This is a genomic window from Spirillospora sp. NPDC047418 (assembly GCF_040643275.1).
Classification (GTDB): Bacteria; Actinomycetota; Actinomycetes; order Streptosporangiales; family Streptosporangiaceae; genus Spirillospora.
The window spans coordinates 1-18,088 of the sequence record NZ_JBEYTW010000040.1 but is presented as its reverse complement, the minus strand read 5'-3'; the positions used below and the strand labels follow the sequence as shown (position 1 = coordinate 18,088).

15 protein-coding genes are annotated in these 18,088 nt (G+C 68.9%); 11 read left to right on the top strand and 4 right to left on the bottom strand.

Annotation, left to right across the window (positions count from 1 at the left end; translation table 11 throughout):
- Positions 1 to 40: 40 nt before the first annotated feature.
- Both ABZ806_RS24035 and ABZ806_RS24030 read left to right on the top strand, forming a co-directional pair.
- The gene (locus tag ABZ806_RS24035) at positions 41 to 2,275 is read left to right on the top strand and encodes an NACHT domain-containing protein (RefSeq protein WP_500219610.1); all 2,235 of its coding nucleotides are present in this window, start codon (positions 41 to 43) and stop codon (positions 2,273 to 2,275) included.
- Between the two features lie 15 nt (positions 2,276 to 2,290).
- Positions 2,291 to 2,620 (top strand): hypothetical protein, encoded by a 330-nt coding sequence (locus tag ABZ806_RS24030; protein WP_500219609.1) that lies wholly within the window; start codon positions 2,291 to 2,293, stop codon positions 2,618 to 2,620.
- A gap of 43 nt (positions 2,621 to 2,663) precedes the next feature.
- On the opposite strand, the gene ABZ806_RS24025 is transcribed toward ABZ806_RS24030, so the two are convergent.
- On the bottom strand, positions 2,664 to 3,131 hold the full coding sequence (locus ABZ806_RS24025) for a cupin domain-containing protein (RefSeq protein ID WP_500219608.1): 468 nt from the start codon (positions 3,129 to 3,131) through the stop codon (positions 2,664 to 2,666).
- A gap of 123 nt (positions 3,132 to 3,254) precedes the next feature.
- Here ABZ806_RS24025 and ABZ806_RS24020 point away from each other — a divergent pair, with 123 nt between their 5' ends.
- The 3 genes from ABZ806_RS24020 (at position 3,255) to ppk2 (ending at position 6,202) form a co-directional block, all read left to right on the top strand.
- Positions 3,255 to 3,959 (top strand): TetR/AcrR family transcriptional regulator, encoded by a 705-nt coding sequence (locus ABZ806_RS24020; protein WP_500219607.1) that lies wholly within the window; start codon positions 3,255 to 3,257, stop codon positions 3,957 to 3,959.
- Positions 3,960 to 4,239: 280 nt separating this feature from the next.
- Positions 4,240 to 5,271: a winged helix DNA-binding domain-containing protein gene (locus ABZ806_RS24015; protein WP_500219606.1), complete on the top strand. Its 1,032-nt coding sequence runs from the start codon at positions 4,240 to 4,242 to the stop codon at positions 5,269 to 5,271.
- Between the two features lie 133 nt (positions 5,272 to 5,404).
- Complete coding sequence (gene ppk2 / locus ABZ806_RS24010; RefSeq protein WP_500219605.1) at positions 5,405 to 6,202, top strand: polyphosphate kinase 2; 798 nt, start codon at positions 5,405 to 5,407, stop codon at positions 6,200 to 6,202.
- Positions 6,203 to 6,784: 582 nt separating this feature from the next.
- Here the strand turns inward: ppk2 and ABZ806_RS24005 are convergent.
- Positions 6,785 to 8,059, bottom strand: coding sequence for a barstar family protein (locus tag ABZ806_RS24005; RefSeq protein WP_500219603.1), 1,275 nt, complete (start codon positions 8,057 to 8,059; stop codon positions 6,785 to 6,787).
- A gap of 134 nt (positions 8,060 to 8,193) precedes the next feature.
- Positions 8,194 to 10,056 carry a hypothetical protein gene (locus tag ABZ806_RS24000; protein ID WP_500219602.1) on the bottom strand — a complete coding sequence of 621 codons (1,863 nt, stop codon included), beginning with the start codon at positions 10,054 to 10,056 and terminating at the stop codon, positions 8,194 to 8,196.
- A 102-nt stretch (positions 10,057 to 10,158) separates the two neighbouring features.
- Between ABZ806_RS24000 and ABZ806_RS23995 the strand changes: the two genes are divergently transcribed.
- The 5 genes from ABZ806_RS23995 (at position 10,159) to ABZ806_RS23975 (ending at position 15,865) form a co-directional block, all read left to right on the top strand.
- Entirely contained in the window at positions 10,159 to 13,662 is a 3,504-nt protein-coding gene (locus tag ABZ806_RS23995) for a CHAT domain-containing protein (RefSeq protein ID WP_500219601.1), read from the top strand.
- On the top strand, positions 13,659 to 14,228 hold the full coding sequence (locus tag ABZ806_RS23990; protein ID WP_500219600.1) for a hypothetical protein: 570 nt from the start codon (positions 13,659 to 13,661) through the stop codon (positions 14,226 to 14,228). Before ABZ806_RS23995 ends, ABZ806_RS23990 begins: the two co-directional genes overlap by 4 nt.
- Before the next feature lie 2 nt (positions 14,229 to 14,230).
- A complete protein-coding gene (locus tag ABZ806_RS23985) occupies positions 14,231 to 15,193 on the top strand; it encodes a hypothetical protein (RefSeq protein ID WP_500219599.1) in 963 nt (320 codons plus the stop codon).
- Positions 15,194 to 15,329: 136 nt separating this feature from the next.
- Positions 15,330 to 15,584: a hypothetical protein gene (locus ABZ806_RS23980; protein ID WP_500219598.1), complete on the top strand. Its 255-nt coding sequence runs from the start codon at positions 15,330 to 15,332 to the stop codon at positions 15,582 to 15,584.
- Positions 15,566 to 15,865 carry a hypothetical protein gene (locus ABZ806_RS23975; RefSeq protein ID WP_500219597.1) on the top strand — a complete coding sequence of 100 codons (300 nt, stop codon included), beginning with the start codon at positions 15,566 to 15,568 and terminating at the stop codon, positions 15,863 to 15,865. The genes ABZ806_RS23980 and ABZ806_RS23975 overlap by 19 nt, the downstream gene beginning before the upstream one ends.
- A 242-nt stretch (positions 15,866 to 16,107) precedes the next feature.
- Here the strand turns inward: ABZ806_RS23975 and ABZ806_RS23970 are convergent, their stop codons facing one another.
- A complete protein-coding gene (locus ABZ806_RS23970) occupies positions 16,108 to 17,232 on the bottom strand; it encodes an NADAR family protein (RefSeq protein WP_500219596.1) in 1,125 nt (374 codons plus the stop codon).
- Between the two features lie 194 nt (positions 17,233 to 17,426).
- On the opposite strand from ABZ806_RS23970, the gene ABZ806_RS23965 reads away from it, so the two are divergent.
- Positions 17,427 to 18,088 (top strand): IS256 family transposase (locus tag ABZ806_RS23965; RefSeq protein WP_500219660.1); only part of this gene is annotated, 662 nt, incomplete at its 3' end.

The window sequence follows — 18,088 nt, the reverse complement described above, 5'->3', positions numbered from 1 at the left end:
TGGTAGGCGAGGGGAGAAGGATCCGCTCGATGCGGCGGCCATGAGCCAGCGAGTCGAGCACTCGGAGATCCGCGGGCCGCTGTACCAGCACCAGGAGATTTACATCGCGGGCGGGACACCGCTGGACCATGCCGCCCGCCGCCTCGCCGCGTCCGTGGACGCACGCGTCCTCCAGGAGACCGGGCAGCGCTCGTTATGGACGTCCTCACCGCTCGTGGTGCGTATTCGTTCGACCGAGCGGCCCGTTCAGGCCCGGGGATCCGCGCTGCTGGATCTGGAGGCCGATTCGGCGGGCATCGCCGGCATCTTCCGCGATCTGCCCCACCGCCAGCTGGCGATCATCGGTGAGCAGGGCGCGGGCAAAACGGTCCAAGCCCTGCTGCTGACCCGGGAACTGCTGCCGAAACCGGCGCAGGAGGCGGACGGCCCCGTTCCGGTGTTCCTGTCGCTCGCCTCTTGGCATCCGGACATCCCCTTAATGACATGGATGGCCGCGCGCATCCAGCAAGACCACCCGGACATCGGCGAGTCCCGCGCGCAAGGCCGGGAGACGGCCCTGCGGCTGATCAGGCAACGGCGGATCGTCCCCGTCCTGGACGGTCTGGACGAGGTGCGTGCGGGCTCCCTGGGGGAGGTGATCGACGGCATCGGCGCGGCCTTCGACGACAGAGCGCCTTTCGTCGTGACGTGCCGCCGTGAGGAGTATGTGGCCGCGGTGGAGGCGTCCGGCGCCCCACTCGCCAGGGCGGCCGTCGTCGAGATCGACTCCGTCCAGGTCGAGGACGCGATCAGCTATCTGAGCAGCGCGTTCACCGATGACACACGGTGGCGCCCGCTGTTCCAGCGCCTCCGCGACGACCCCGACGGCCCAGTCGCCCACGCGCTGTCCACACCGCTGATGCTGTTCCTCGCCCGGACCGCCTACAAGCGGCCCACGACGCACCCGGACGAACTCCTCGCGCACACCGACGTCAAGAGCGTCGAGGAACACCTCCTGGACGCCTACCTCCCCGCCACGTACGCCCGTCACCTCGGCCTGCCCTACAGCGAGTACCAGGCGAAGCGCTGGCTCGGCACGCTGGCGCGCGGCCCGCGCGAAGTTCACTGGTGGCATTTCCATTCGCCCATGGCGGACCTCGCGGCCGGGCTGATCTTCGGCTTGGGAACCGGCTGGATCCTCCATCTGATGTGGAACACCACGGCGGCCATCGGCGGGACCCTCTTCGTCCTGGCCTCGGTGGCCCTGACCTCCCGTGCCCTACGAGAGGGCAAGGAGATCGTCATCACGGAACGGGAGACCGCCGACCCCCGTTCCCACCTCCGCCGCTACCGGATGCTCGCCGTCTTCGTCGCTGCGGTGGCCGGGATCGCGGGGTTCGTCGGGCTGAGCGCCTGGATCGGAGGCGTGGTCGGCGCCGACTCCGCCACCACGATGACCTACGCCTTGGCCTACGGGAGTTTCGCCGCGGTGGCGACGCTCATCAGCACGGCCTGGGGCCGATACATGGCGGCCCGCCTCTGGCTCGCCATGCGGGGTTTGCTGCCGTTTCGCCTCCTGAACTTCATCGAGGACGCCCACAGCCGTGGCGTACTGCGAAAGCCCGGAGTCTTCTACGAGTTCCGTCACGCTCGGCTTCAGGAGCGGCTGAGAGCGGGCAACTCTCTGCTGCTGCAAGACCATCCACACGAGGTCGTCAAGCCCGAAACATCACGCCTGCAGATCGTCAAGGCGCAACTCTACGTGCCCGTGATCAGGTTGGTGGCACATCTGACCGCCATCTTCATCACGGCCCTGGTATTGGGCATCACCTTCAAGGGCGGCCCATTGGAGTATGAGACCGGAAAGGCGCCGACGCGTTACAACGTGGATTTGCAGGTCTATGGCGGAGTCGACTCGGATGTCGTCACGGTGCCGGCCTGGGGCTGGACCATGCCGCCGGGCAGCGCGGCGACGAGCACCTTCTCGGTCCCGCCGCATCGCTTGGGATGGCCCTACCGCAGACTCGACGGGACGATCAAGGTCAAGGACTGCGAAGCTGCCTCGATCACCATGTCGATAACCGTGAACGCGTCCAGAACGCCGCGTACCCACGTCCTGAATACGGGCAACGGTACGTCATTCAGCACCCTGGGGTGGCACCTCCCAGATGACCTGAACAGACTTACCATCACGTTCAAGCGAATAGACCATGCACCTTGCGTCGCGCATATAGAATGGCTGGACCCCGCGCTGTACGCCGACCAGCTCTTCGGTATCAGATCACATTTCGATTGAGCTCGAGGGAGCACCATGGGCAAGGGAGTCAAGCGTGCGGTCGCAGCGGGCGGCACGTTCGTGATCGCCGGCGCGGTGAACGTCGCGACGGGTCTGCTCATCCAGGACTGGACCGCGGCCCTGTGGGCGGCGACCGCCGTCCTCCTCGTCCTCGGCGGGGCTCTGCAGGCATGGGTGACCTGGTCCGACCGTCAGCCATCGGAGGCCCGCGGCACTCAGCGCGTCGAGGGGACGAAGGTAGGCGGCGACGCGCTGCAAAACATGCCCGGCCCAGGCGAACAACTCGTCTCCGACTCAGAGATCTCCGGCTCACTGAACCAGCACCAAGGCGACACCCCGCAGTAAGAGCCGCAACGCCGGGTGGCCCGGCGGGCCGCCCAGGCCCGGTTCAGCGCGGTGGGCCGACGATGACCTGGCCGTAGGCGTCGGCCGCGGCGGCGAGCGCCTCCTTGGAGATCTCGAAATCGGACGGTCTGGGGGTGGCACGGTCGCGGCCGGCCTGCCGGAACATGCCCTCGATACCGCCCGGTGTAGCGATCATGAGCAGGTCGGCGGTGGCGGAGGTGATGCGGTACCCGTGCGGGATGTTCCGGGGCAGGTAGACGATGCCGCCCTCGGACAGCTCCATCTCCTCGTCGCCGACCCACAGCAGGGCGGTGCCCTCGATCAGCATGAAGATCTCGTCCTCGCGGGTGTGCATGTGGAACGGCGGCGCCTCGCCCTCGCGGACGTCGAACCGGCCGACGGTGAGCTGCCCGCCGGTCGCCGCGGAGTCCAGCAGCACGGAGAAGGTGCTGCCGTCCAGCCATTCGAGCTTCTGCTGCTGGTCGGCCTGAGCCAGGTACGGGATGCTCATCACGCGACCTCCTCGCATTTAGCGGAACATTTCGTCCGTTTAACCCGGGGAGGTCGGCTCGCATTCCCGCGTGTCCGGTCTACGGTTGGAGCCGGACCTCCCACCGGCATCCGGAAGGCACACGTGACCGGCACGAACGAACGTACGGGCGGCTCGCCGGCGTCCCGCCCGCGCCGTCCCCGGCGGGACGCCGAGGCCAACCGGGAGAGGCTTCTCGCGGCGGCCGTCTCCGCCATGCTCAGGGAGGGGCGCAACGTCCCGCTGGCCGCCATCGCAGCCGAGGCGGGCGTGGGCGTCGGCACCCTGTACCGCAAGTACCCCGACCGGCAGGCCCTCATGCACGCGCTGGAGCACCGCGCCTACGACCTGCTCATCCGCGTCCTGGAGGAGATCGAGGAGCTGGAGTGCCCGGGACGCCGGGCGATCGGCGAGTACCTCACGCGCTGCCTGGAGGTCCGCGACCATCTGGTCCTGCCGCTGCGCGGGGCGCCGCCGCTGATGACCGCGGAAGCCGTGCGGGCCCGCCGGACGATCAACCGCATGCTGGACGCGTTCCTCGCCCGGGGCCGTTCCGACGGCACCATCCGGGCGGGCGTCAACGCCACCGACGTCATCGTCTTCACGACCCTCATCACGCAGTCCCCGCCGTACGGCCCGGACTGGCGGCTGCCGGCCGACCGGCAGATCGCGATCTTCCTCGGCGCCCTGGCCGGCGACGGCCCGGCCGATCTCCCCGGCCCCGAGATCACGCCGGACGACGTCGAGGACGCCTTCGCCGCGCAGGCCGCCAGGACAGCGTGCGGCCCGGGCCCTTCTCGATCTGGGTGATGAACAACTGGGCCAGGGCGTGCTGCCCGGCGATCGTCGGGTGGTAGCTGCGCGGCTCGGCCTCCAGCGCCGACAGGCCCACGACCAGGCCGTCCATGTACGCGTTCCGGCGACAGTACCCGAGGTACCTCGCCGCGCCCCGGCACGGCGCCGTACTTCCGGGCCAAATCGAGTATGTCGTCGTCGAGGTACTTGGTTAGCCTGGTGACGGCTCGGATCGGAGAGTGGGGGCGTGGTGCGGGACGTCGACATCGCTCGATGGAGGTTGCGCAGTCAGCGCTTGGTCCGGCCCCACGCCGGGTCGGCGGACGAGGCGGTCGGCACACTGCTGGCCGTCCAGGCGGAGAACCCGAGTCAGTCGGCTTGGGCGGTGGCCTCGCGCACGCAGAAACCCAACCAAGCCGACTTGGCGTCCCTCTGCGACGACGGCGCCGTCGTGCGCACCCACGTCCTGCGCCCGACGTGGCACTTCGTGCGGGCCGAGGACATCGGCTGGCTGCTCGATCTGACCGGCCCCCGTGTACGGCGGATCACTGGCCAGCAACTGCGCGACACCCACGGCCTCGACGAACGCGCCATCGAACGGGCCACCGCCGCCGTCATGGACGCACTGGCGAGCCGGGGACACCTCACCCGCACCCAGCTGGCAGAGGAGTCGCGCGAGCGCGGAGTCCAGGGCAGCGGGCACATGCTGATGATCCTGCTGGCCCACGCCGAACTGGACCGCCTGATCTGCAGCGGCCGAGTTGTCGACGGCGAACACACCTACGCGCTGATGGCCGAGCGCGTGCCCGCACCGCGGCGGCTCTCCCGGGACGAGGCCCTGGCCGAACTCGCGCTGCGCTACTTCACCGGGCATGGCCCGGCCACTGAACGGGACCTCGCCTACTGGGCGACGCTCACCCTCACCGACGTCCGCGCCGGCCTGCGGCACGTGCGCGACCGGCTCGACTCGTTCGAGCACGACGGTCGCACCTTCTGGCACGCCCCCGGAGAAGCCCCCGACCGGCGGCAGGACCCCGCGGCACACCTTCTGCAGGTCCTCGACGAGTCCTACCGCGGCTACCAGGACTCCCGCTGGGTGCTGGACGCCGCCGGACTCGTGCCGCGCACCCGAGAGTCCGCGATCGGCATGGCCCTGGTCGAGGGGCAGCTGCTCGCCTCCATGCGGCGCACCATCGGCCGCGACCGTGTGCGCTTCGATCTGTGGCCTTACCGGACCCTTGCACCTGCAGAAATCGAGGCCCTGGACCAGGCCGCCGGGCAGTACGGCGAGTACCTGGACCTAAAGGCCGAGATCACCTTTCTGTGACCGCACACCCGGCCTCGGACACCGGCCCCTCGACGCCGAGCGCGAAGACCCCGGCCCAGGCCCCGCACAGGACGCTGTGGCGCATCCGCCAGACTGAGGCGGAGGCGCGCATGTTCGACATATGGAGGCGGGTATGGGCTCATCCCGGCGATTGCCCCGGCGGATCTACGAGCGTGAACTTCTCCGGCTCCAAGAGCAGTTGATGGTCATGCAGGACTGGGTACGCGCCGAGGGGGTGCGCATGGCCGTGGTGTTCGAAGGACGTGATGCCTCCGGCAAGGGCGGCACCATCAAACGCGTCACCGAGTACCTCAATCCCCGCGTCGCTCGCATCGTCGCGCTCCCGAAGCCGACCGAGCGGCAGCGAACCCAGTGGTACTTCCAGCGGTACGTCGAACACCTGCCCGCGGCCGGCGAGATCGTCCTGTTCGACCGCTCCTGGTACAACCGCGCGGGCGTCGAACGGGTCATGGGCTTCTGCACCGACCAGGAGTACCGGCGCTTCCTGCACCAGTGCCCGACCTTCGAGCGCATGCTCGTCGAGGACGGCGTCCTGCTGCGCAAATACTGGTTCTCCGTCAGCGACGCCGAGCAGGAACGCCGCTTCCGCAAACGGCTCGACGATCCCATGCGGCGATGGAAACTGTCCGCCATGGACTTGGAGTCGATATCGCGCTGGGAGGAGTACTCGCGCGCCAAGGACGAGATGTTCGTCCGCACCAATATCCCCGAGGCGCCCTGGTTCGATGTCGAAAGCGACGACAAGCGCCGGGCCCGCATCAACATGATTTCCCATCTGCTGTCGAGCATCCCCTACCACGAAGTGGAGCATCCGCCGCTCCAGCTCCCCGAACGCCCGCCTTCCAAGGGCTACGAGCGCCCCCCGCGAGACGCACAGACCCACGTCCCAGACCACGCGGCGACCCTCTGAGCCTGACGGCCTCCCTCGGCTCCACTCGCCATCGGCCCCCACGACCGACCTTCCGCGAACCCAGACGGATCTCCACTCCACCCAGAGCGGATCTCCCAGCGCCTCGATCTACTCATCACGCAGTACGCCGCCATCAGACAGCGGCGCAACGTCGAGGCACGCCCGCCCGCCGGAGGGCCGCTCCCGCCCATCCGCCCCCATGCTCGGTTGCTGAGCTTCGGGTCACGGGCGGCCAAAAGGTGGAGATTGACGTGGACGCGGGTCCAGGTGTCTTTGTCGCATAGTTGGTCGTAGGCCCCCAGCCGGATATGTGGGGGTGAATCGGCGAGCATGCCGGCGATCTGGGTGAGGGGGCCGTCCAGGCGGCGGACGGCTCGTCCCGCTTGGGCCCGCACGCGGGGACTCGGGTGCTCCAGGAAGGGCAGAAGCACGTCCACATCCTGACGCGTTCCGCATTCACCGAACCCGGCGACGAGTGCACGAGCCCGGCCCATGGTTGCTTCAATGCCAGGGCATCACGGTAGAGCGCGGCAGGAGGACGGCCGGCGCGGCGGGCGGCCCACTGCGCGGTCGGCTCGCGACTCAGCGCAAGTCGATCTCGACATGGTGTTCCGCGAGCATGCCCAGCAGGTAGCCCAGGGTGATCGCCGGGCCCAGCCGAGGCCGGTCGTAGCCTTCGACGAGGTGCCTGCGGGCAACGGCCGAGTCGTGCCATACCAGCCGAAATGGTGCTTGCGCCCCGAACCCCCCGCAGAGACAGTCGTCAAGGGCGTCGAGGTTCCAGCCAAAATATCCGCCTGGGCCGTTGATCGCTTCGCCGATTGCGCAGTAGAACCCTTCGATGTCGGTGACGAACCGGCCGTCGAGGTCGTAAGTGGTGCCGGCCGACCGGTCAGGCGTCCTCGACCGGTGACCGAGCGCCACCCCGGACCAGTGGTGGCGCAACTCCCGGTCATAGCCGGCCCACAGATTCTTCTCGGCGGGCCGTCCGGCATACCAGTGCTCCAGGATGCGGAGAACCCCGGTCGGCAGCGGCTCCTGCGGGTCGCTGTCGACGCTCACGTCGAGGAGTCCGGCACCGTACCGGGACGGCTCGCCTGCCTCGACCGTTCCGGACACCAGGGCGCCGATCGCCTGGCCGACGGAACCATCGGCGGCGACCAGGTACACCTCGGCGCGGATCCGGCGTCGACGTAGGCCCGCCTTGGTCGACTGTCCGAGCGCGTCTAGCGCGGTCAGCAAGGGGGCTTCTGGTCGGCAGCCGAGGAGCCGGATCTGCGGCACGGGCGGTGCGGCCTGCTCGCGGAACACGCCGGTGATGTCCCCGCATGTGCCGTAGCGTGTCTCGTCCCGGCCCAGGAGGACGAATTCGGTGACGTCGCCGGGACGTGCCACAGCGTCCGTGCGATCGTAGATGTGGACGAACCCGTCCAGATCGATATCCATTGTTCCGGGCATCGTCAGGTTTGGTCGTTGTGCGAGGACGACGATATCGGCAAGGTCCTCGCCCCACCAGGACGGCGGAGTGCCCGGCGGTGGTGGATGTTCGGTTATCGAGATGTCACCGAGCCAGGCTCGTTCGGTGCCGAGTGCCTCGGCCGGCAGCCGGTCGAGCAGATCGGCCAGCGCGCCGTCCGGGATGCAGCCGACGAGGGTGAACGGCTCCCGCGGTCGGGGCGGCAGGTCAACGAACGGTCCTTCGATTTCCGCGCACAGCGCCAGCGGAATGTCGTCCTCATACGAGTTCTCGAAGCCGACGTCGCCAAGGAGCAGCCAGCGGGGACCGACCGGATGATCCCACGTCCACCGCCACTGCTCCGGCGGACGGTCGGCCTCGGAACCGGCGCCCGTCGTCACCCGGCGACTCTACCGATCAATCGACTGATGACGCCACGACGGAGGCTCATTCGTGGACATTGGCCACGGCACCCAACCTCAACACATCCGCTTCTCGGCAGAAGAGGGCGTTCGCTGACAACCTTGCGGTGAGGTCAGCGGCGAGTTGGGTGAGCATCGCCGAACTCGCGGTCGAGGTGGAGTTCGGTCTTGACCATGGTTTCCAGGGCGCCATCGGCGAATGATGGATAGCTGACCTTTTCGGCGAGAAACGCCTTGCGGAACTCGAATCCGGTGTGCTGCGGGATGGCTCTCGCAGTGCTGAGAAGGGTGCGGGCGGCGGCGGTGCGGTGGGCGCGGTGGGCCGCGGAGGCCCGGACGAGGAGAAGGAGGCGGCGAATAACCGGGAGGAGGTCTTCCGGGATTTCGGCGAGCAGGGCGGCCGCTGCCTCGTGCTGTTCGAGAATGGACAGCCGGTCGGCGGTGTGGATGAGCACGGTGGCGGCGTGGGACGGGGCGTTGATGGCGGTGTAATGGTCGGCGGCCTGCTTCATCGCGGCGACGTCCGCCTCGGGGTCGTTCAGGTGATAGGCCCCGAAACCGCGGTGGAGGGCGAGGTCGGCACGGGCTGTCTGCTGCGCATGGTGGAGACGGGTGCCCGGCCCGTGGTCGGCAGGCGGAAAGCAGGCGTCCACCTGGTCGAGCAGTTGTTCCGCGAGGCCGAGCAACTGATCGGCGGCGGTGTGGTCGAGTCGCGCCGTGCCGCCCCAAGGCAGGTAGAGGCGCAGCCCCGCGGTCGCGGCCGAGGATTCGGCGCTGAGTTCGGCGAGCACCCCGGCCAAACGCACCAGGGAGTAATCGAAGAGCGGTGCCCTCCGCCACCGCCTGCGCCGTAGGAAGTTGTCGCAGATCCAGCCGGTGATCAGTCGCTTTCGGTCCACGGCCGAAGCGCGCACCAGCACCATCACGTCCGCGACGTGCTGTAGGGAAATGGCCGAGTTCTGCACGGCGATGATCCCATGGATCAGGCCGACCAGCAGAACCGGCGCGGATGCCTCGACCAGCCGCACGTCCGGATGGAAAACGCCGCCGACGAGAAAAGGAAGGACTGTGCATACGAGCAGGAGTTGGGGCGTGAAGCAGAAGACCCGCAACAAGGGGAGAAGCGACCGGAAGCCTCGCCGGCCGTCGAAGCGCGGGTTGACGAGTTGGGAGACGATGGACAACAGGAAGGGCAGCAGGCCCAACTGCCACCATTCGATCGACGCGTGCTGCGCCGTCCACCACCGTGCCATCAGTTCGCCCAGCGGTCCGGCTGCCACGGCCAGCAGCACCAGGAAGATTCCGGTGTCCACGGTCCGCGCCGACCGCCGATGCGGCATGAGCAACGGCTTTCTTGCCAGGTCGTAGCAGTAGAGCATGCCCCATACCAAGATCGCACCGCCGATCCGCTCCCGGCTCTGGCCGTCTTCCGGCGACAGCAGAACGACGACCAAGGGGACGCCGCCGGCGACTCTGGCGAGCAAGCCCCAAAGGACGTCCGGCACACCCGGAAAGAGTGGGTCCTCCCCGTTCCGCAGTTTCGTCAAGTAGGGGGAGGGGCGCCGGTACGGACTCGGCCTGCGCGGCATCTCCGGTTTGAGCCGGACATTGCGCAGTGCCGCGCCGATCAGCAGCGGGGTGAGGAACCAGGCGGTCACTTCCTGCCCGCCGCCGCCCAGGACGCACATCCCGATGGTCGCGAGCCCGGTCGTGGCCAGCCCCGCAATTCCCGCCATGAGGCCGGCGGCGATGAGGATCAGCACCGATTCCCGCGCGAGGGAGGCCGCCAGGTCACCGAACCACCCGGACCCCACGACGAGAACGGCCGCCAGAACCAGGTCGACGCCACAGAGAACCTGTCCACGCCGAATCGGTGCCCGTACCTCGCGAAACCGCTGCCATGCGAATACGAGACCGGTAATGATCAACAAGACCTGCGCCGGTTCGGATACCTCCGGAACGTTCTCAATGGTCACATGGGCCCCCGAGCGTGACATCCGGGAGTTCATCGTACGCGATACGACCGCAATCTATCGGTCCGATTGTGGTGGCGCCGATACATCGGGATGATGAGCATTGTGCGACACATACTGCTGCTGGTGGCAGGCGTGGCCGTCGGTTTCACCGGTTTGGTTCCCGAAACCGGCAACCCGCGGGACGATCTTCTGCGTATCTGCAGCGCCGCCGCGGCCGGGGTGCTGACACCTGAACTGGCCCTCGGGTACGCCGTCACCGCATTGGCCAGGAACCCGGGCACGGAGGCCCTGGAGTCGTGGGGGATTCTGGCCGCCTCGGCCTTCGGCGTCCGGCTGTACGTGACCAGCGGTGCCCGCCTGAGCATCCGGGATCGGCTCTCCTATGAGCGCCGGCTCCGGGCGCGACTGTCGGACCGTCCCGGCCGTCCGGTGGAAGCGTGGGTCCACCTGGTCAACACGGTGTCACAGGTGTTGGTCTGGCTCCCTCTGGGGATTGCGGTGGCCATCGCCACGGTCGACGATTCGCTGAACCCGCTCCTCGCGGTGCTCGTGGGCGCCCTCGCCACGGCGGCGTGCGCGGCCGGCCGGGCCCGCACCCGCGCGATGAGCCGCTACGACCGGTGCCGGTATCTGGTCAACGACATCACGGCTCAAATGGCCATGCTGCTCGTGTTCGTAAGCGATCACGACAAGCTGCCGGGCGACCTGTTCGGCTTTGTCCAGACCGCCGGCTCGCTGATGTTCATCGTAGGGGCGTCCACCCTTGTCCTGACTGTACCGGCCAGGGCGGTCTGGCCGTTGGCCCACCAGGCGGGCAGTCTTGCCGGCGCCCCCCTGCTGGCCTACGTGTGCCTCGTCCAGCCGTCGTCCGTGGCCGTGTGGTCCTCGATCGTGACCTCGCTGTGGGTTCTGGCCGTATTCACCTGGCAGATCAGACGCGATGTCTCGCCGCTGTGGTGGAGCAGGGCGGTCTCGGCGCACAACTTCCGCCGCGACAACACGTCCTACGATGCCCACGTCGCCGGAGCCTGGCTGTACGACGAGGTGAACCGGCCGACCGGCCTGGCGCTGCCGCACGCCATGGCCGCCCAAGCCGTCGCGTCCTTGACCCGGGAGAACGCGGCACGCCGCCAGGATCCCCGGTCCCTTCGCGTCGCCGCCCGGTTGACCATGGACGACCAGGTTCGGGAACCGTGGGCGGACCGAGCGGTCAACGAGGGACGGGCCTGGCTCGAGGCGGCCGAGGAACTCATCGACGCCGCCGAGCAGTACGTGTCCGAGGACGATGTCGCCCGGGCGCGAGCCGACTGCCGGTTCAGCCGGGGGCAGGTGCTGGAGGCCGCGGCGGACTGGACGGGAGCCGAAGCCGCCTACCGCGCGGCCGCGACCGCGTTCACCCGTGCTGGCCTGCCCGACTTCGCCGCACTCGCCAAGCTGTACCGCGCCCGTCTCCTGGCGGAACGCCTGGACCGCCGCGCCGAGGCGGAGGCCGAACGCAGAAGCATCGCCGCCGATGCCGGGCTGCTGGCACCGGCGCGCCGATGGGCGGGCGCGGACCTGCCCGCGGACGCCGACCTCTCGGAGTTCCACCGGAGAGAAGGCGCCACCGGCCGTCCGTTCATCCGCGATCTCCGCGCCCCCGCACCACCGTGGCGCCCCCTGGCGGGCCAGGCGCCGCCGGTCTCGCCACCGGTGGAGAACCCGGGGATCCCACTGCACCGGCCTGTCGGCGACGGCCCCGCCAAACGGCTGATCGACCGCGGCGAACAGCACTGGCGGCGGGGGCGCCTCGACGACGCCGCGCAGGACCTAAGCGAGGCCGCGGCACTCCTGGAGGAGGACTCTCAGGAGCGGACGGCCTTGCAGGTCCTGATGGAGCTGGCCAGGCGGCAGGCGAAGCACGATCCGCTCGCCGCGTTCGAGACGCTGAACGGCGCGTTGAAACTGCAGGAGCGCCTCCGCGAGAAGGCCGACGACGAGCAGCTGCGCATGCACGTCAACGGCTGGTTCGAAGCCCTGCACACCCGGCAGATCGCACTGCTGTCCACCGGGTCCGGCCCGGGCTGGCCCGAGCGGCCCGCCCTTTCCGCGTTCGACCTCGCCGAGCGGGGCCGGTCGCGCCTGCTGCTGCAGCAGCTCGCCGAGACCGCGGACCTGGGCGCCGACGGCGTCCCGGCGGAAATGGTGCACCGCGAGCGCACGCAGCTCGCCGAGGTGCGGCGCCGGCGAGCGTCCCTGAACAGCCGCGGCGAGCAGATCCGGGCGCTGGCCGAGCTGCGCGCCGCCCGCCGCGAACTGGCGGACATCTGGCGCACACTCGCCCGTACCGGGACGCGCGGTGCGGAGTACGTCCAGATGCGCAGGGGCGACCCGCTGACGTTCACCGACGTCGAACCGCTGCTCGGTCAGGCGCTGCTGGCCGAGTACCACGTGACCGACGACGCCGTCGTCGTCCTGCTGGGCGCCTCGGGTGCCGCCGAACCCACGATCGCGCGGGTTCCGATGCCCCGCGCGGAACTGGCACGCGCCCTGGACGGAGGGTTCGGCACGACCGACGCCACCTCCATGCGAGGCTGGGACGCGCTGGCCCCACTGGTCGACCCGCTCCTGCGGAACAGCGAGCCGGGACAGGTCCTCTGGATCGTGCCGCACGACCTGCTGCATGGTGTGCCGCTCCACGCGTTCGAGGTGGACGGCGCACCGCTGATAAGCCGCAACCCCGTCTGCTATACCCCCGCCGCCACCGTGATGCGCTACTGCCAGGCGAAGCGGCGGCCCACCGCGCGCACGTCGGTGGTTCTGGCCGATTCCCGTGCCGAACGGCCGTTGCCGCATTCGCGGGCGCAGAGCAGTCTGGTCCGCTCACTGCTGGATCCCGCCACGGGGTTCGTGGGGCCGGACGCGACGGCCACCGCGATGGTCGAGGCCGTGCGGGGCGGCGTGTCCGTGCTCCACATCGCCTGCCACGGAGAATTCGATGCCGAACAGCCCGCGCGTTCCCATGTCCTGCTCGCGGAGGACGATGCCGACGACGGGCTGCTGACCGCCGAACGCATCCTGGGCATGGCACTGCCCGCGGACCTCGTCACGCTGAGCGCATGCCACAGCGGCGCTGCCCACCGCCGGCCGGGCGACGAGCTGTTCGGCCTGACCCGAACGCTGATCTACGCGGGCGCCTCGGCCGTGCTGGTCAGCCTGTGGGCGGTGGACGAGGTGGCCACCGGGTTGCTGATGTACTCCTTCTACAAGGCGAGGAACGGGGGAGAGGGCAAGGCCGAGGCACTGCGCACGGCCCAGCTCGCGGTCCGGGACGCCACCCTCCAGGACATCATCGACTACTGCGCCCGCGTCGGCGGCGACCACGGCGTGCACGCCCGGCAGGTGGCCGACGCCCGGTTCCGCGCCCGGGACTTCACCGCCGCGGCCGCGGCCTACGCGGACCTGCTCGACGTCCCGGGCAACGAGGACGACCAGGACTTGCGCGCCGCACATGCCAGGGCCGCACTCGCGCGGAAAGGGCGGGGCGGCGAACCCGACTACGCTAAGAAAATCTATCCACATCCGTACTACTGGGCTGGATTTGTGCTGATTGGAGACTGGCATTGAGACCCACGGATCCGGTCGTCAAACACGCCGACTTCGACATCACCGTCCTGCCCGCCGAACTGACCCCCGCCGAAGCGAAGGCCGTTTCGGCCGGAATCGGCGTGGTCGTCGCCGATGACGGGAACGTGCTCGGCACCGTCACGGCCGCCCACCTCGCCGGCGTGGACGCGGCATCCCTGGCGGACTGGCCGGGGCTCTCCCCGGCGATCGCGGTCGACGCCGAACTGACCCTCGCAGAGCTGGCCAACTCCCCTGAGATCACGCTCCTGGAGTTGGACATCCCGTGGCTGGTGCTCACGCGCGACGGCGCACCCATCGGTGCCCTGGCGGCGACGCGAGTCGCGGATTACCTCGCCTCCGGCGAACACCCCCTGCCCGACAACCCGATGGGCCCGTGGGGATCCGCCACCGACTCACAACTGCCCGGCCGCGTCCGGCTTGCCGCAGCGCGCGTGACCTGCGCGGAATGCGGCCACCGCAACGCGCTCGACTACTGGAATCCCCGCAGGCCACCGCGCTGCGCCAACCCGGACCGCGAGCCGCACGACCTCACCCTGGGCGGCTGACCGTGCTCACCGGCGTGGTCAAGGACACCGGGGGCCTGTTCGACCGCCGCTTCGTGCTCAACGCCCTGCTCCCCGTCCTCATCGCCCTGTGCCTGCTCGCCGCGGTGGTCATCGGGACGTCGGCCGACCCGGCCGCGGTGCTCCGCTCGTGGAACAAGCTGGACGGCACCGTCCGCGCGCTGGCCTGCACCGGCGCCTTGATCGTCGCCGTGGTGCTCGCCGCCGTGTTCTCGGGCCGCTCGCACTCGCTCGTCCGCTGCTACGAGGGCCAGTGGCCAGGACGCCTCGGCGCCGCAGCGACGTCCCCCGGCCGTCGCTGGCACCACCGACGCGCCGGCCGGCTGGGGTTCGACCGTGCCGCCTCCGACTATCCCCCGGACCCGGCGGACATCATGCCGACCCGCCTGGGCAACATCCTGCGCACCGCCGAAAGCTACCCCCAGGACCGGTACGGCCTCGACGCCGTACTCACCTGGCCGCGGCTGTTCCCGCTCCTGCCGGCCAAGATCTCCGCCGCACTCGTCGCCGCCCGCGCGGAAGTCGAGTTCCACCTGACGATCTCGGCTCTGTCATTCGTGTTCGCCGTCTGCTCGGGCGCGTGGCTGGTAGGCGCCGACGGCCCGACATGGCTGTTCCTCACCTGCTACTGGGGCGGCGCGGCCACCGCGTGGCTCACCTACTGCGGCGCCCTGACACCCGCACGCCTGTACGCGGACCAGGTCCGGGTCGCGTTCGACCTGTACAGACAGGACCTCCTCGTCCGGGTCGGCATCGACATCGACGACCACGAACAATGGATCCGCCTCAACCAGTTCTGGCACCGCAATATCCCACTCGACACTCCCCTTGACCCCCAGCCCACCGAAGCCCAACCCGAAGAACCCTCCGGCCCGCCAATACCCCTGCAACTCATCTTCTGGACCTTCATCATCTCGACCGGCCTGGCGATCACCTTGCCCCGCTAGGACCCTGCTTGATTGGTGATTGCTCCCACGGTTCGTGGTGGGCCCGTTACGAGGCTCCCCAGGAGCGGGCGGACGCCGAAGACAGCTCTACATCGGTCCATTCCCCCCAGAGGGTCGCGAAGTTCGCCTCTACCTGATGCCGGGGCTCGGACACCTCAAGCTCGTGGAGTTGCGCGACAAGCACGCGCGTGACCTCTACGACGCCATTCTGCAGATCAACAAGCCGCTTCCCACCTCCGAGAAGCCGAGCGAACTCCTTCAGCGGTTCTTGGACGCCCGTGCGCTGCCGCGCAAGAAGTTCCCTCCGGGCGGCAAGCCGTCCCGCAAGCAGAAGCAACCCATCTCGCCGCCAGAGTCAGGAAGATCCACACGGTGCTGTCGTCCGCGCTGAACTCGGCGGTCAAGTCCAAGCGCCTCGCACACAGTCCGATCGAGCACGTGGAACTGCCCCGGATCAAGAGCAGATTAGTCAAGCCGTACGTCTGGACCGCAGAACGCGTCCAGCGCTGGCAGGGGACCGGAAAAGCGCCGGGCCCGGTGATGGTCTGGACGCCCGCACAGACCGGCGCGTTCCCCGACTTCGCGGCCGACGAGCAGGCGAAACCCTCGGTCTCGCCGAACGTGATCTCGCTGGCGGACCGGCACAGAGGCCGAACCGAACACGCACGGTAGCCGTCCGCTGATCCACTTCGGGGCTCTGACCTGGGCTCGGGGACGCCTCCACGACATCTCGTGCCCACCACGTGCTGTCCAGGGCCAACAAAGCGGACATCCCGGAAAGCGACAGGGACTCCGTCCAGATCGAAATCTGGCCCGCCGTGGGGGGTGGGCGTCGGCTCGGCGGCATGAGCGCGTCACCCCGTGATGGGGGGTTGCTCTAGCCGCTCGTTGAGGTCAGATCTCCCGGATGGTGGCTATTCACATGGTTGGAGGAGTTCGGCCCGGACCAGTTCGAGCAACCGACCGACCCAGTTGCGCCCTCCGCGGGGACCGCGGTCCGTCCAGAACGGTGACTCGGAGACGCCGGTGTAGCTGATCCGTGCGTCGGCAGTGGACAGCAAGATGTCAGCCAATTCGGGGTGCTGGGTGAACTTGGCGCGCAGCAGCTCAGCCATCAATGCCGTCCGAGCCGCTGCCCAGTCCGGCCGCAATGTGCACCGGCCGCCGGTCTCGTGGGCCTCGCGGACGGTGCCTGCGTCCCGGATGCGGTCGTGATCTGAGCGGGCGGCCACGGCGCTCGACCAATACCCGTGGATCACCGTGGGGTAGGTGTGGCCGGCGTAGGTGAACGGGGCCGGAAACTCGTTGCGGAGCGCCCACAGGTCCAGATGCTCCGGCGGCTCGGTGGGCGGATCAACCCGCTCATGCAGGGTGATCGCGGCCGCCCCGGCCTGCACCCGATCGTCGGCATGCAGGACATTCCGGTGCTCACGCTCACGCCGCAGGCCTTGATCGCCGGCGTTGAAGTACCCCAGAACCTCCGAGTGCATCTCCGCGGTAGCGATCGGCCCGTCCCCGCCCACCGGTTCGCCGATGTCGGTGACCAACTGCCGCAGCGGGATGTCCTGCCGATCCATGTCGCCCAGGACGAACACCCGCCGGTGCGCCGGGATCGCCAAGTACGCCTCGCGGATCTGCACCCGATTGTCCTCGGCGGGATCGGACTGGTACCGCCTGATCGCCTCCCAGCACCGATCCGAGCTCGTCGGCCGGCCGTTCAACGCTTCGATCTCGTCAGCGACCTCGCCCAGGAAGCCCTCGTTCGTCAACGGCTCCGGATAGCGGGCCGACCACCGCGGCGACGCGGCAGGTCGCTCGGGCACCGGCCGCTCGGGATCACGGAGAACGATCTTTCCTGACTCGAGTCGTTGCCGGAGTCCGCGCAACTCGAAGGCATCCCCGCACCTGAGCAAACCGTCAGCGTAGGCGAACAGATCGTCCACGTAGTAGCCGGAATAGCCCTTGACCCAGACGTGGCACCACGCCCCCTCGACCCGCTCCCCATCCACGAGCCGATAGGTCGGCCTCTTCCACACCATCCACGCAAGCTAGTCCCGCGATCAGTACCCCGACAAACGCACGCCCATCGGCAGAGTGCGCGGTTACAACAGGCTCTCCTGCCGTCCCGGCAGGCCGTGCCTTCCGGGGGTATCTCTCCTAGCGTGGAAATGATCTTGGTGGGTAGATGATCGACAGGGAAGATCATCCATCGAATTCGGGGGGATTCGAAGCCGTGAGCGTGATCGAGGGGAATGAGAGTGTCGCCCAGGCCAGGGCCGGTGTCGGCGGAATGGTGCCGATGCCGGGCGGGAACCGGGATGTGTCGGTCCGGGAGCTGCTGGGCGATGAGGTTCTGGACGTGCTGCTGGAGCGCTCGAAGGACGAGGCGGGGCAGCTGAGGCTGACCGGTGAGGATTCGATGCTGGGGCAGCTGGTCAAGGCCGTGCTCGAGCGGGCACTGGAGGCCGAGTTGACCGCGCACTTGGGCTATGGCAAGCATGACCAGGTCGGGAACAACTCGGGGAACTCGCGCAACGGGCGGGGCAGGGGCAAGACGGTGCAGACCGGGGTCGGCCCGGTCCGTCTGTCGGTGCCGCGCGACCGGGCCGGGACGTTCGAGCCGGTGATCGTGCCCAAGCGGGCGGGCCGGGTCGCCGGCGGCCTGGACGACATGATCATCAGCCTGTATGCGCACGGTATGAGCGTGCGTGACATCCTGCACCACCTCAAGCAGGTGTACGGCACCGAACTCTCGCACGAGAGCGTCTCGCGCATCACCGACCAGGTGATGGACGAGGTGAAGGTCTGGCAGACGCGTCCGCTGGACCCGGTCTACGCCGTGGTCTTCCTGGACGCCCTGGTGGTCAAGGTCCGCGACAACCACGTCGTGACCAA